This window comes from Streptomyces sp. NPDC058534, from assembly GCF_042717365.1.
Lineage (GTDB): Bacteria > Actinomycetota > Actinomycetes > Streptomycetales > Streptomycetaceae > Streptomyces.
In genome coordinates this window covers 36,098-47,872 of the sequence record NZ_JBHXNW010000018.1, presented here as the reverse complement: position 1 = coordinate 47,872, position 11,775 = coordinate 36,098, and the positions used below count along the sequence as shown (strand labels likewise).

Sequence of the window (11,775 nt, the reverse complement as noted above, 5' to 3'; positions counted from 1 at the left end):
TGCCCGCCCGACACGAGGAGCAGCACGTTGACGTACACAGAGCGCGATGAGTGGGAGCAGCACTACGGCGAGGGGAAGGGGTGGCGCCGACTCGGGAAGCGCGAGCAGGAACTCCTCGCCGAGCACGCCCCGGCACCCGAGGGCGGGGGCCGGGCCTTGGACGTGGGCTGCGGGACCGGGGAGCTGGCCGCCCACCTGGCCGACGTCGGCTACACCGTGGACGCCGTCGACTTCACGGACAGCGCGATCGCCCGGGCCCGCGAGGAGCACGCCAGCATCGACGGCGTGCGCTGGTTGCAGCTGGACATCGAGCGCGACGACCCGGCCCCGCTGCACGCCGAGGGGTACGACCTGATCACGATGCGGCTGGCGTATCCGTTCATGAGCGACCGCGGCCGGATCGTTCACGGGCTGGGCGAGCGACTGCGCGACGGCGGCGCGCTCGTCGTCATCACCCCGACCGTCGAGAACACCCCTTCGGAGCGGCGCGGGATCGCCCTGGACGAGGACGAGCTCACGCTCCTCGGTGCCAGCTGGAAGACGGTGGAGCGGCTGGACGCGGACGGACTGGCCTTCCTGGTTCTGCGCGGGCCGTGCCACCTCGACACCCGAGCCGTCGAGAAGCGGCCGACCACCGGCCACGCTCTGACCGGCGCCCTCGCCGTCGTCACCGACGACGCCGGCCGGGTCCTGCTGGGCCGCTCCCGCCTCGGCATGCTCGAGCTGCCCGGCGGCAAGACCACCGGCCCGGAGGACTTCGCCGCCGCCGCGGTGCGCGAACTCGCCGAGGAGACCGGCCTGGTCGCCGACCCGAGGGACGCGCACGTAGTGACGATGCTGGTCGACGACAGCAACGGCATCCCTCGGCTCACGGCCGTCGTCCGCATCACCGCGTGGATGGGAACCCTGACCACTGCGGAGGTGGACAAGTTCGACCGCTGGGAGTTCTTCGACCTGCACGCTCTCGCCTGCGTCGGGGACGTCTTCGTCCCGGCCGCACTCGCGATCGACAGCGTGTGGCCCGGCGCCATCCCGGACCTGCCGCCGGTGGTCTCCTACCCGCTCGCCACCGAGCGGCCGCCCGTGCCGGGTGAGCCGGGCGAGGCCGTCCGGCTGCGGCAGGCGATGGCCCAGACGGTGATCGACGGTGGCTGGGCCCCGTCCAAGCCCGTCCGCGACGCGCTGCGGACCGTGCCCCGCCACCGTTTCGCCCCGGAAGCAAACCTGGCAGCCGCGTACGACGGCGGCGACCGAGCCGTGATCACCCGGCGCGACGAGATTGGGACGGCCGTCAGCTCAGTCTCCGCGGCGTGGCTGCAGGCCGACATGATCGAGAGCCTGCGCCTGACGCCGGGCGCGAGCGTCTTCGAGGCGGGCTCCGGCGGGTACAACGCCGAGCTGATCGCCCACGTCGCCGGAGCCGGAGGGCGCGTGGTCAGCGTCGACATCGACCCGTGGGTCGTACGCCGCACCCGTGCCTTCACCGCGGAGGCCGGCAGCGGACGCGTCAGCGTCCTCGAAGGCGACGCGGCCCTCGGCGCCCCGGCCCACCTCGTACCGCGCGGCGGCTTCGACGGCAGCATGATCACCTACAACTGCTGGGACGTCGCCCCCGCCTGGCGCGAGCAACTCGCCGAGGGCGGCCACCTGGTGCTGCCGCTGGCGATCCACGGCTACACGCGCGCCGTCACGCTCCAACGGCACGGTGATCTGCTGCACGCGCGGGGCTGGACGGTGTGCGGATTCGTCCGCGAGCGCGGTGTCGCCACCCGTCCCAGCCCGGTGCTCGTGCTGGCGGACGGGCGGGTGCAGGTGCACGTCCACGACGGTCCCCCGCCGCAGACCGACGGCCTGGAGGAAGCGCTCCACGCCGAGCGGCACGAGTTGCCCACCGGGGTGTTCCTCCCGGGCAAGAGCCCGTACGACACCCTGCAGATCTACGCGGCCACCACCTTGCCCGGCGCCTGCGCTCTCACCTGCGACCGCGCCACCGACACCCCGCTGCTCGCCGCCGGAGCCGAGCACCTGCCGGCGCTCGTGGCCGAGGGGTCTTTGGCCTACCTGACCTGCGTCCCCCGACACCAGGGGGCCACGCCGCAGGAGTCCCGGCACGAGTTCGTGGTCTGGTCGCACGGACCGGCCGGACCCGCTATGGCCGAACGCCTGGCGAAGTGCGTGACGGACTGGGACCGGCACATCCGCCCCACCGGCTACCCCCCGATGACCATCCACCCCGCCACCACCCCCGACCACGACCTCCCCGCCGACGGCTTCATCGTGGACAAGACCGCCTCCCGCCTCGTCTTCCAGTGGCCGACCCCGCCCCCTACCCAGCAGCCCCAGGCCGCCGCGCTCGCCGGAGGCGACCGTGCCTGACAACGCCCAGTCCGCCCCGGCGGATCGCTTGGGTCGGCGAAGCCTTGCAGCAGACGGTCGTGCGAGAGCTGGCGGAGGAGATTGGCCTGTCCGCGCGCCCCGAGGACGTCACCCTCCTGGGAACCCTGGTCGATCACGTCGGCGACGTCGTCCGCGTCACCGTGGGCGCCCTCGTCACCGCCTGGCAGGGCCAACCCGCCACCCAGCCGGACGACCGCGTGACACCGGTAGCGTTCCGCGGTGACCTTGATAGAGACGCAGGGCTTCGCGTTGATGAGCGACGAGGCGCAGTTACATTGGGTGGCGTTGAGGGGCACGACTCGGGAGTTGCCCGTGGTCATGCTCCATGGCGGTCCGGGGCTCCCGAACTACTTGGGCGATATCGCCCCCATGGTCGCGGACCTCGCACCCGTGTACCGCTACGACCAGCGTGGCACCGGGCGATCCCCGTGGGACGGACGCCACTCCTTCGCCAGGCACGTCACCGATCTCGCCGAACTCCTCGACACGTGGGACGTGCCCGAAGCCGTGTTGATTGGGCACTCCTACGGCACCGACCTGGCGAGCCGGTTCTGCATATCTCATCCTGACCGGGTTGCCGCCATACTCCTGATGTGCGGACCGTTCGTCGGTGATTGGCGTACCGGGTATCAAGCGGAGCGCGACCACCGCATGTCCGCAGCGCAGCAAGATCGGCTCCGCGCTTTGAAGGAGTTGCCGTGCCGTACGGAGGAGCAGGAAGTCGAGCTGCTCACGCTGGCCTGGTTCACCGACCACGCCCGTCCCGAACACGGTTGGCGCTGGGCCGCGCAGGGCGCCGAGCGGCGTCGTCCGATCAACTGGGCTATGAACGGTGAGCTTGGCAGGGAAGGACGCGCGGACCCGCTCGATGAGCATCTTGCCGAGCTGCACGCGTGCCTACCCGTGCGAGCGGAAATCCTCGGTGGGGTCGACGATCCGCGCCCTGTCTCGGCTCTGGAAACACTCGCACTCCGGCTCGATCTTCCTCTGACGCGAATCAAGGGCGCTGGGCACGAGCCCTGGTTGGAACAACCAAACGCCGTCCGTGCACGCCTTCGGCGGTTCGTGCAAGGCACGGTGGGGGCCTAGCTCCAGCTGTAGCCGCCACGAGACACTGCTGTACGCACTGTTCGAGGTCATCGAGCGCGACGTGTTGCACCGCGACGGGCAGTGCGGCGGCCGTGATCGTCGGGACGTGCGACGACCTCGCTGGCGCTCCTGGCAGTTCTGACACCGTTCCTCGACGTGCTGCAGCAAGACCTACACTCGGGGTGGTTTGCCTGCCCGTGACGCACGCGGCCGTGAGCCGTGATCGCGGAGTGCTGAGTCGCGTCCCGTCCCACCCGCATTCAGGAGAGAGGTGGGTGTTCCCGTGCCCGAGAAGGCCACCATGGACAAGGTGCTGTGCTACGTCGTACGCGACGGCAGGCTGCTGGTGTTTCGGCACACCGACTACAGCTTCGAGGAAGTCGGAATCCAGGTCCCGGCCGGCGGCGTCCGCCCGGGCGAGAGCCCGGAGGCCGCCGCGTTGCGGGAGGCCGGTGAGGAGACCGGCCTGAGCAACTTCAAGATCGTGCGCAAGCTCGGCGAGACCGAGTACGACATCAGCCCCTACCGGTTCGAAGTCCAGCGCCGTCACGTCTTCCAACTGGAGCTGACCGAGCCCACCCCTGAGCGATGGGACAGCCAGGAGGACCACGACGGCGAGCAGGAGCCCACTCGATTCGAGTGCTTCTGGATTCCGCTGGAAGCCGCCCACGTCCTGCAATCGGGCCAGGGTGCGCTGCTGGGACGTCTGTACGACTGACCCGGTCCGGTTTACGTCCACCGCAGGAGGCAGTCGATGCCCCGCACCGCGCACAGCACAACATGGCCGAGACCGAGTATCTAAACCGCGAGCAGGATGCCGCAGACACGACCGGCGCAGCCTCGGTGATTGCCCGCGTCCTCCCGGAAACCAGCGGCGCCGTGCACCGCTTCCTGACCGCCTACCTTGGCCAGCAACGCGCCCTGCTCGCAGCCACCATCAACGACCGCCCCAGGCCCGCACCCTGATCACCGATCCCAGACTTCGCCAACAGTGACGCGGAAGTCAGCCGCTCCATGGTGTGCTGCCGCCCTCGGCTTTCCCTCCTAGCAGGGGCGCCAGGCGGCTCACTATCATTTTCCGCCTCGTCACAGGGGGCGGCTCGGCGACGTCGGCAACTTCTCGAAGGCGGCGAGCGAGCGTTCAACCAACGGCGGCGAGGAGAGTCGCGATCGCCTCGTAGCTGTTCCTGACGCCTTCCCTGTTGCCGAGGCGGTGGCGCTCCAGACGGACGGCGCCGAGGTGCCGGGCTTCGTAGATCTTCGAGCGCCAGGTCGCGGCGTCGGACTGGTCCAGGGGGCCGGAGGTCTCCCAGAACGACTGCCACCCATCGGCCTTGGCCGTGGTCGAGCGGATGGTCCGGTCAGCTGTCGGATCGCCCCAGAGCGTGCGATCGAAGTCGATCACTCCGCTGAGGAGGGCACTGAGGCCGACGCATCCTGAAGACAGTTGATTGTCCAGAAACACCCGATATGAGGCGGGGTTCGGTGATCTCGTCGAAGGTTCCCCGGTGCCAGTCGACCAGATCTGCGACCTTACGCAGGTCGGTGGCGTCCAGTCCCGCGGCGCCGGCGGCGATGCCGATGAAGGAAGCGGTCAGCGCCTCGCCCCAAGTGGTGTGGCCGGGGCCGGCGACGGGGCCGAAGTGCGGGCCGCGTACCGCGTGCACGGTTCGGACGACCTCACCGAGATGCCGGAAGAAGCCCGGCCAGGTGGAACGCGGGGGCCACGAGCCGCTCGGCGGCCGGAACGCCGTCCAATAGCGTTTGGACCTTGACGTCCCGCCCGATGACCTCGTGGGTGAAGTCGGCGGCGATGAGCCGGGACATCAGCGGGGCGACAGACGCGAGGTAGGGCGGGGTCGCGAACTCATTGCGCATCAGGACGTGTTCGCTGCGCAACTGCTTGTGGGGCGGTGGCGCGAAGCGGAGGACGACCGGCCGGTCCTCCCCGTTGACGTGCACGCGCAGGGTGGTGTTGTACATGCGGCCGCCGAGGGTGCGGCAGCAGATCGCCGCGATCTCGTCCCGTGTCACCGGTTGCTGGAAGGAGTCGGGCGGGCACGGGATCGGCTGGTACTCCCTGGATGGATGGCCCTCGGCGGGAGGGCCTGCCGAAGCACCGTATCTCGGTCGTCCTGCGTTCGTCGGGTCTGCCAGGCGGCCGTGAGGCCCTCGGTGCCGACCGCCGCGCCACCGAGATCATCCACTCCGTGACGCAGCACCGTAGCCACTCCTGAAGGCCAGGACTTGCCGAACACCACGTGCGCTCGCCCTATCGCAGGCTTCAATGCTTCTGCGAGAAGGTTCCGCGAGGATCCTGCGCGGCTGGCGGCTGGGCGTCCCTGGGGACAACAACGACCTCAGCCCCGCTCAACAGCCGCCAGTCAAGTGGGGCTCCAGTGGCTCTCCGTGCCCGCCGGTATGTCAGAGCCAGCCCATGTCCTGCTTGGCCTTCCCGTCCGGGCCTATTCGGGTGCGCCACCACAGCCAGCCGACCCAGGACTTCCGCTCCTTGAGGAGGGGCGTCGCGAAGGCATAGGCAGTGGTCGTCATCTGCGCAAGCGCGCCAGCCATCTGCTGCGCCCTGCCCAGCGACACCAGATCCTGTCTGATGTTTACCCGTTCCGCGCGTACGGCGCCGCGTATGACGGCCGCGATGAACAGCACGATGATGGCCCCGAGCAGGGCCCAGCCTACGATCATCGTGAAGCCCGAACGGCTGCACGGCTCGCTTCGAGCATGTCCGTCAGGGTGGTATGGACCTGCAGCTCCGGGCGCGCAAGGGCAAGCTGCGTCACCACATTCGTGCGGCGTACGTAGCCGGGATCTGTTCCAACGACCAGTGAGCCCCCCTGCCCGACGAGCATCCCTAGTTCATACAGGGCGATCGGCTGGTGGTTGGTGGGCGACTCAGGGAACCAGAACATCACGAGGTGGGCGCGACGCAGGTGCCGGTACTCCCAACCGACTTGTTCGGCCTCCGCGTTCGGATCGTGGAGCGGGAAGTTGTTACGGCGCGGGTTGAACACGGTGACGTCGAGGTCGTCGAGCGCGGCTGTCGCGGTCTTCTGCCAGTCGGGGCAGTCCGAGATACCTCCGGCGAGGAACAGGCAGAAGCCGGGGCCGGTGAACTCCTCGGGGGCTTCGACGTAGCGCATCAAGCCGCCCCCAGCCCGCGGGTGACGTCGTAGCCGTAGAACTCGACGAGGCCGGGGTACAGCCGGCGCAGCGCTTGCTCTGCCCGCTCGGCCGCGACTCTGGCCTCTTCGGCTCGAGGCCAGGCGCGCATGGCCGGACCGTTGATGTAGCGCATCTCGGTGTCGCGGGACTGGTCCGCAGGTGCAGGTGAGTGCGCGTCGCAGTGCCGGATCCAAGCGGGGCGCATCTCGGCGAGCACCCTCACCTCTCGTGCTGCCTCGATCAGCGGGGCGACGAACGGCGCGTTCGGCTCGACGACGCTGTGTCCCAATGCATCGAGGGAGTCGATGATCGGGCCGCTGTCGACCAAGACCTCCGCGACGTGGAACGAGGAATCCGGGTCGCTCGCTTCGACCTTGGTGAGGAACGGCGTACGAGTGGCGACGTTCCACAGTGCAGACCACGCCAGCGTCCGCTCCGTGGAGCGCTTCTCCTTCATAGCCTGGCGCGCCTTCATGCCGAACCAGTCGGGCATGCGTCCCCCCTTCATGCGTCTTCGAGGACCAGGGTGACGCGGATACGGACGTCAGCCTCCGCAATAACCCAGTCTCGGTATCTGATCGTTGTCGACGTGCCGTTCACTGCGCCGGTTCGGCGGCGAGGATCACTTCGCGCATCGTCTCGACAGTGTCCGTCCAGCTGTGCCCGTGCTCGCAGATGATCACGGCCGGGCGCGTCCACGAGCCGCGCACTCGCAGGCGGGTGGAGCCGCACGCGCCGTCGCCGACCGGACGCTCGCAGGCCGTGGTGACCGGATCCGGCCATTTGGGCAGCGGAGGCTCACCGTCATCGAAGTAGGTGCTGTCATCGAGCGCCCGGCTCACGAACGACTCGTACCTGACCTGTTCGTCGGACAGCGGCGGCTGCACAGCTAGCCGGCCGACCTCGATCTCGTATTCCGCGTCGGGGTCCCCCCATGGCGGAGCGGAGCGATAGGTTGCCGTGCTCTCCGGCGCACCGCACACCACTTCGGGGGCCGCAGCATCGGCGGCGGTGACCCCGAGCGGGATCTCGGCGATCGGCGTCCACGTATAGTAGCCAAGGTTGAGGTCCTGGTGCATGTAGACAGCCAGGAGACGCCTAATGGTGATCTCAGCGCGCTGCGGCCTGATGTTCCGCAGTCGGCGGTTGAAGTCGGCGTCGTGCACGCTCGGCGAGCGGTAGTACGCGAGCGTGGAATGTGGCCAGTACCTGTCTCCGGCCTCGCGCAGCTGCACGCCCGGCACCGTCGAGACGGCGTTGCGGACAAGAGCGTTGATCTCGGCGAGCGGTTCCTCGGGATACATGGCCACCGTCACCGCGCTTGGCCCCGGCCACACGGGGCCCATCGTCACGGTCGCGGGGGCTGCCTGCCGTGCGGCCTCTCGGGCGGCCCGCACCGCGCGCTCCACCTGGTCCTCGGCGAGCTGGTGGTGGACGCCCTGTGCTGTCCAGTGCAGCCACGGCGCAGGCACGATCCCGACCCGGTCGCCGTAGTCGGCCAGCAGGTCATGGTGGGCCTGGGTGAAGGCTACGTACGCAGGGTCGTCGAGCACCGCGATGAAGTGCAGATACGGACCGTTCGCCCATGTTCGTTTCTGGGAGAAAAAGCTCTCCACGTTCCACCCCTCCGATTGCTGGCACTCGACCGCACGCTACCCGCTCGCGTCGGCAACTCACCCTCTTCTCGGGCCTGAGGATTCCGTGTACACGACGGGCTGCGGGCGGGCACGATGGATCTATGCCAGCAGCCGACCGCGCACCTGACGCCCGCTTGGACCCGTACGGACTCGACTTGGAGATGAGCCTCCTGCTCAGCTCCACCGCTCCTCCCGGGTGGCGCGCTGCCGTCGAGGAGGCCGCTCACCTGCTGAAGGAGCGGTACTGCGGCGAGCGGTATCGCGGCCAGTGCGCCGAGCTGCCGACCCTGGCCCTGCTGCTCTTTGCCCGTACGTGCGCGGGTGACCGCGTTCCTCGGGATGTGCCGGTGGAGGAGTTGGTCAAGGCGCTCGACGACCAGTCCGCTGGCGAGAACCGCGTTACCGAGGAGATCCGGCAAGCGCTAGACGCCACGGGGCAGGGACGCGACGCTTGCCAACCTGGCGAGGAACCGCCTCTGCTCCTGATCTTCAGGCCGGTTTCGGACCGGTATGGAGGTCCCGCTCCCTGGTCAGACGAATGGGATCCCGTACCTCCGGGGCCGTCGCCGTTGGACGGAGCCGCGAAGCAGCTCGTGGGCTACCTGAGCGCCTACGAGCCCGGCCGTCGGGACAGCTCTTCGCGCGGTCCGGCTGTGGACGACGGGCCGCTGTACATCGAGGCAGATGCGGTGCTTCTGGCCTCGCGCAGCAGCCTTGTCCCCCCGGGCTGTGGCGGGGGATGCAGTCCGTCGCGACCGCGTCGCCTCACCGTCGACGGGCCGGTGGTCATCGTCAACTGCGAGGGGTGCGATACGCGACGAAGGGGTAGGCAGCTGGATCCCGCGCCGGTCCGGCTTGCCGTCGCTCGTACTCTTGGGGTGGCGCCATCAGTGCAAGGGGCTTACAGCATCCCCGGGGACTTGCACATCCCTCTCGCCGAAATGTCTCGCGGAGCCGACCCGTTCCAGTTCACCTGGTTCCTGGCCGGCCGCGGCGGCGAGTCGCTCGGTGCGGCCGACCGCGCTGAGCCCTGAAGACGCGGTGGGAGGCGCTGACCCGTGGAGCCGGGCCCTCCGGGAACGCTCCAGCAGGATGCAAACCTTCTCCTTTAAGGCGACGCCGCTCAACGCCCCAAGGGGACCTCCGCTACCGGTTCCCACGTCATGCGCCAACCGCCGAGTTCGGCATCGAAGGTCCACGCCACGTCGAGGAGGTGCACGCTCTCGACGAGGAGCCTGGCTCGACGCGGGGTGACCTTGTTACGCAGTTCACTGTTGAGTGGGTCGGACGACGCTGCACCGTATAACGGTAGCGTCGGATATTGGATCTCTCGGAATGCCCAGAGTTTTGTCACAGTTCGTCCTTCCAGTCATCCGTGCTTGCCGAGTGTCGGCAGTCCGCCCGAGACCGTTCGGACACTGTGTCCGCGCCGACTCGCCCGCTTGGCCATCAGCAGTTGACGGGCCATCGCACTCCACTGCGCCGCCTCATCTTGGCTCCCCGCGGCTCTCTGCTCCCGGCCGGCCGCGAGCATGGCCGCCCGGGTCTTCCCGTACAGCGGCTCCGCGATCGAGGACACGGCTCCGCTGATTCGGACCGCACCCTCCAAACCTCGCTGGCAGAGCACCAGACGGTGGTCAGCACCGTCCTTCGTCAGGCGCACGGCGTACAGGCCGGCACGGCTGCCGCCGAGCGAGATCTTCCCGAGCTGTATCAGGAGCTCCGGGGAGCACGGCAGCAGGACTTGATCCGCTTTGGTGCCACGTACGGGCGCCAGCGACACGAGGTCGAGACGCTCGCGGTCCCATCGAACCCACATGCCGAGCGTGGGCCAGGCGATGGCGGGGTCGAGCGCGGGGTGCGGCGCCCTCGCGTCCATGCTCGGGTCTCCCGGTCCTTGAACTCGGTTTCGTGGCTGATCGGTCATGACGCGTTCGGTGGCTGGCCGAGCCAGAAGGCGGCGACGGAGGGCTGGTCGATTCCGGCGGTCGAGCCGTCGTGAGCAAGGAACTCGGTCGGAGCTATGTAGCCGTCGCCCGGTTCGAGGCGGATGCGCAGGCAGCGCAGTGGGTGTCCTGCGGCGACGTACCGGCGGATGTCCTCGGTGTGGGGGTGGTGGCGGTCCAGGTCGGCGTGGAGCGTGCGGCAGATCTGCTGGATGTCGTGGTCGGCGATGAGCAGGTAGCGCGGGCCGGGGCCGAGGTTGAGGCAGAGACGGCGGCGGCCCTGGTGGCGTCTGGGGTACGGCAGCCGATCGAAGTTGTCGACGTGCAGGCCGATGCGTCGTCCGGTGGTGGAGTCCTCTGTGGTGGTGGTCCAGTTGCCGGGGCTGGACGCGCACCCCAGGAGGGTGGTGGGCCAGCGGCCGTTGAGGGGGTCGAGGTGGGCGGCGGTTTCGAGCCGACCGGACAGGTCGTCCGGGTCGAGCGGCGGCAGCGGTCGGCGTACGAGCTCGATGCGGATGCTCTCGGGCGCCGGGTCGTCGGCCTGGTGCCGCTCGGCCTCCTCGGCGGTGAGGGGCACCCAGTCGTCGCCGGGGACGATGGCGCCGTAGTCGTAGCCGGGCTCGCTGCCGGTCTGCCGGACCGGTGCGGTGTCGCACCGGCCGCGTATGTCGTCGAACGTGTCGAATACGAGTCGCGGGCCCATGGCCGTGCCTCCCTGGGGCAGGTGCGGGGCTACTTGTCGTCGAGGTCTTCACCGAAGGTGACGTCCAGCTCGGCGGCGAGGGCCTCGGCCAGCTGGAGTGTCTGGGCGCGGTCGATGACGACCTGCTTGAGCGAGGCCAGGCCGCGAAGCTGGGAGAGGTCGTTGCCCCGGAGGTCCAGGCCGCGGTACTTCCCGCCGTCGAACTCGGTCAGCCGTAGATCACAGTCGTCGATCAGGGCGGCGCCGAGGTCGGCGGCGGCGAAGGTGGTCTCGCGCAGCGAGCACTTGGCGAAGATCACGGGGCCGGTGGCCCGGACGCGCGTGAGGGTGCTGTAGTCGATCTTGCAGTTCTCGAACAGGACGTTGTCGAGCGTGACGTCTTCGAGTGTGGCGCCCATGAGCTTGCAGTCGCGGAAGACGGCTCGGGAGATCTTGCTGTCGGTCCACTGCAGGGAGGACAGGTCGCAGCCGGTGAACTCCACGGAGTCGACGCGGAGCTTCTCCAGGCGGGTGCGCTGGGCCTTGAGACCGGTGATCCGTCCGTCCATCAGGTGGGTGTCGGCCAGGTCGAGGTCCCGCAGGTCGGCGTCGGCGTAGTGGAACTCCGCCACCCGGCCACGGCCGCCCTCCAGCGAGGTGACGTTGGAGAGGTAGAGGCCCGGCTCGTTCAGGGCAGGGAGCGTGACGCTCGTACGGCGGATCGTGCGGGTGTCCATCAACAGCCTTTCAGCGCGGAGGCTCGGTCGCCGGGGGGGGGGGGGGGGGGCGCGGGGGGGCCGCCCGCCCGCCCCGCGGCGCGGCGGGGGACGATGGGGTGGGTGGT

General features: G+C 69.3%; 14 protein-coding genes and 1 pseudogene. 6 read left to right on the top strand and 9 right to left on the bottom strand.

Annotation, left to right across the window (positions count from 1 at the left end):
• Nucleotides 1-27 precede the first annotated feature (27 nt).
• From fxlM to ACFWR9_RS13910, 5 genes and pseudogenes are all read left to right on the top strand, one after another.
• Nucleotides 28-2,376: a methyltransferase, FxLD system gene (fxlM, locus tag ACFWR9_RS13930; RefSeq protein WP_383840524.1), complete on the top strand. Its 2,349-nt coding sequence runs from the start codon at nucleotides 28-30 to the stop codon at nucleotides 2,374-2,376.
• Nucleotides 2,310-2,537, top strand: a pseudogene (locus ACFWR9_RS13925) (NUDIX domain-containing protein); the annotation flags it as partial. The gene fxlM and the pseudogene ACFWR9_RS13925, both read left to right, overlap by 67 nt.
• A 79-nt stretch (nucleotides 2,538-2,616) precedes the next feature.
• Nucleotides 2,617-3,486, top strand: a complete 870-nt coding sequence (locus ACFWR9_RS13920) for an alpha/beta fold hydrolase (protein WP_383840521.1) — start codon at nucleotides 2,617-2,619, stop codon at nucleotides 3,484-3,486.
• 283 nt (nucleotides 3,487-3,769) lie between these two features.
• The gene (locus tag ACFWR9_RS13915) at nucleotides 3,770-4,204 is read left to right on the top strand and encodes an NUDIX domain-containing protein (protein ID WP_383840518.1); all 435 of its coding nucleotides are present in this window, start codon (nucleotides 3,770-3,772) and stop codon (nucleotides 4,202-4,204) included.
• 62 nt (nucleotides 4,205-4,266) lie between these two features.
• Nucleotides 4,267-4,452: a hypothetical protein gene (locus ACFWR9_RS13910; protein WP_383840515.1), complete on the top strand. Its 186-nt coding sequence runs from the start codon at nucleotides 4,267-4,269 to the stop codon at nucleotides 4,450-4,452.
• A gap of 175 nt (nucleotides 4,453-4,627) precedes the next feature.
• Here ACFWR9_RS13910 and ACFWR9_RS13905 read toward each other — a convergent pair whose 3' ends face one another.
• The 6 genes from ACFWR9_RS13905 to ACFWR9_RS13880 all read right to left on the bottom strand — a co-directional run bounded on the left by ACFWR9_RS13905 (nucleotide 4,628) and on the right by ACFWR9_RS13880 (nucleotide 8,282).
• Nucleotides 4,628-4,891 (bottom strand): hypothetical protein, encoded by a 264-nt coding sequence (locus ACFWR9_RS13905; RefSeq protein ID WP_383840512.1) that lies wholly within the window; start codon nucleotides 4,889-4,891, stop codon nucleotides 4,628-4,630.
• A gap of 275 nt (nucleotides 4,892-5,166) precedes the next feature.
• Nucleotides 5,167-5,520, bottom strand: coding sequence for a hypothetical protein (locus ACFWR9_RS13900; protein WP_383840509.1), 354 nt, complete (start codon nucleotides 5,518-5,520; stop codon nucleotides 5,167-5,169).
• A 390-nt stretch (nucleotides 5,521-5,910) separates the two neighbouring features.
• Nucleotides 5,911-6,189 carry a hypothetical protein gene (locus tag ACFWR9_RS13895; RefSeq protein WP_383840506.1) on the bottom strand — a complete coding sequence of 93 codons (279 nt, stop codon included), beginning with the start codon at nucleotides 6,187-6,189 and terminating at the stop codon, nucleotides 5,911-5,913.
• Complete coding sequence (locus ACFWR9_RS13890) at nucleotides 6,186-6,644, bottom strand: nucleoside 2-deoxyribosyltransferase domain-containing protein (RefSeq protein WP_383840503.1); 459 nt, start codon at nucleotides 6,642-6,644, stop codon at nucleotides 6,186-6,188. Before ACFWR9_RS13890 ends, ACFWR9_RS13895 begins: the two co-directional genes overlap by 4 nt.
• Nucleotides 6,644-7,159, bottom strand: a complete 516-nt coding sequence (locus ACFWR9_RS13885) for a hypothetical protein (RefSeq protein WP_383840500.1) — start codon at nucleotides 7,157-7,159, stop codon at nucleotides 6,644-6,646. Before ACFWR9_RS13885 ends, ACFWR9_RS13890 begins: the two co-directional genes overlap by 1 nt.
• 103 nt (nucleotides 7,160-7,262) lie before the next feature.
• Nucleotides 7,263-8,282: a 2'-5' RNA ligase family protein gene (locus ACFWR9_RS13880; protein ID WP_383840497.1), complete on the bottom strand. Its 1,020-nt coding sequence runs from the start codon at nucleotides 8,280-8,282 to the stop codon at nucleotides 7,263-7,265.
• A 122-nt stretch (nucleotides 8,283-8,404) separates the two neighbouring features.
• On the opposite strand from ACFWR9_RS13880, the gene ACFWR9_RS13875 reads away from it, so the two are divergent.
• On the top strand, nucleotides 8,405-9,337 hold the full coding sequence (locus ACFWR9_RS13875; protein WP_383840494.1) for a hypothetical protein: 933 nt from the start codon (nucleotides 8,405-8,407) through the stop codon (nucleotides 9,335-9,337).
• 335 nt (nucleotides 9,338-9,672) lie between these two features.
• Here ACFWR9_RS13875 and ACFWR9_RS13870 read toward each other — a convergent pair whose 3' ends face one another.
• Genes ACFWR9_RS13870 through ACFWR9_RS13860 form a run of 3 tightly spaced genes read right to left on the bottom strand, consistent with a single transcriptional unit; the run spans nucleotide 9,673 to nucleotide 11,668 of the window.
• Nucleotides 9,673-10,182, bottom strand: coding sequence for a hypothetical protein (locus ACFWR9_RS13870; RefSeq protein ID WP_383840491.1), 510 nt, complete (start codon nucleotides 10,180-10,182; stop codon nucleotides 9,673-9,675).
• Between the two features lie 44 nt (nucleotides 10,183-10,226).
• A complete protein-coding gene (locus ACFWR9_RS13865) occupies nucleotides 10,227-10,952 on the bottom strand; it encodes a hypothetical protein (RefSeq protein ID WP_383840488.1) in 726 nt (241 codons plus the stop codon).
• Nucleotides 10,953-10,981: 29 nt separating this feature from the next.
• Nucleotides 10,982-11,668, bottom strand: coding sequence for a pentapeptide repeat-containing protein (locus tag ACFWR9_RS13860; protein ID WP_383840485.1), 687 nt, complete (start codon nucleotides 11,666-11,668; stop codon nucleotides 10,982-10,984).
• Nucleotides 11,669-11,775 lie beyond the last annotated feature (107 nt).

Excerpts from the sequence above, each read along its gene's own strand:
- ACFWR9_RS13865 (WP_383840488.1), bottom strand. The coding sequence starts at position 10,952 with ATGGGCCCGCGACTCGTATTCGACACGTTCGACGACATACGCGGCCGG.
- ACFWR9_RS13885 (WP_383840500.1), bottom strand. The coding sequence starts at position 7,159 with ATGCCCGACTGGTTCGGCATGAAGGCGCGCCAGGCTATGAAGGAGAAG.
- ACFWR9_RS13875 (WP_383840494.1), top strand. The coding sequence starts at position 8,405 with ATGCCAGCAGCCGACCGCGCACCTGACGCCCGCTTGGACCCGTACGGA.
- ACFWR9_RS13910 (WP_383840515.1), top strand. The coding sequence starts at position 4,267 with ATGGCCGAGACCGAGTATCTAAACCGCGAGCAGGATGCCGCAGACACG.
- ACFWR9_RS13895 (WP_383840506.1), bottom strand. The coding sequence starts at position 6,189 with ATGATCGTAGGCTGGGCCCTGCTCGGGGCCATCATCGTGCTGTTCATC.
- ACFWR9_RS13860 (WP_383840485.1), bottom strand. The coding sequence starts at position 11,668 with ATGGACACCCGCACGATCCGCCGTACGAGCGTCACGCTCCCTGCCCTG.
- ACFWR9_RS13890 (WP_383840503.1), bottom strand. The coding sequence starts at position 6,644 with ATGCGCTACGTCGAAGCCCCCGAGGAGTTCACCGGCCCCGGCTTCTGC.
- ACFWR9_RS13870 (WP_383840491.1), bottom strand. The coding sequence starts at position 10,182 with ATGGACGCGAGGGCGCCGCACCCCGCGCTCGACCCCGCCATCGCCTGG.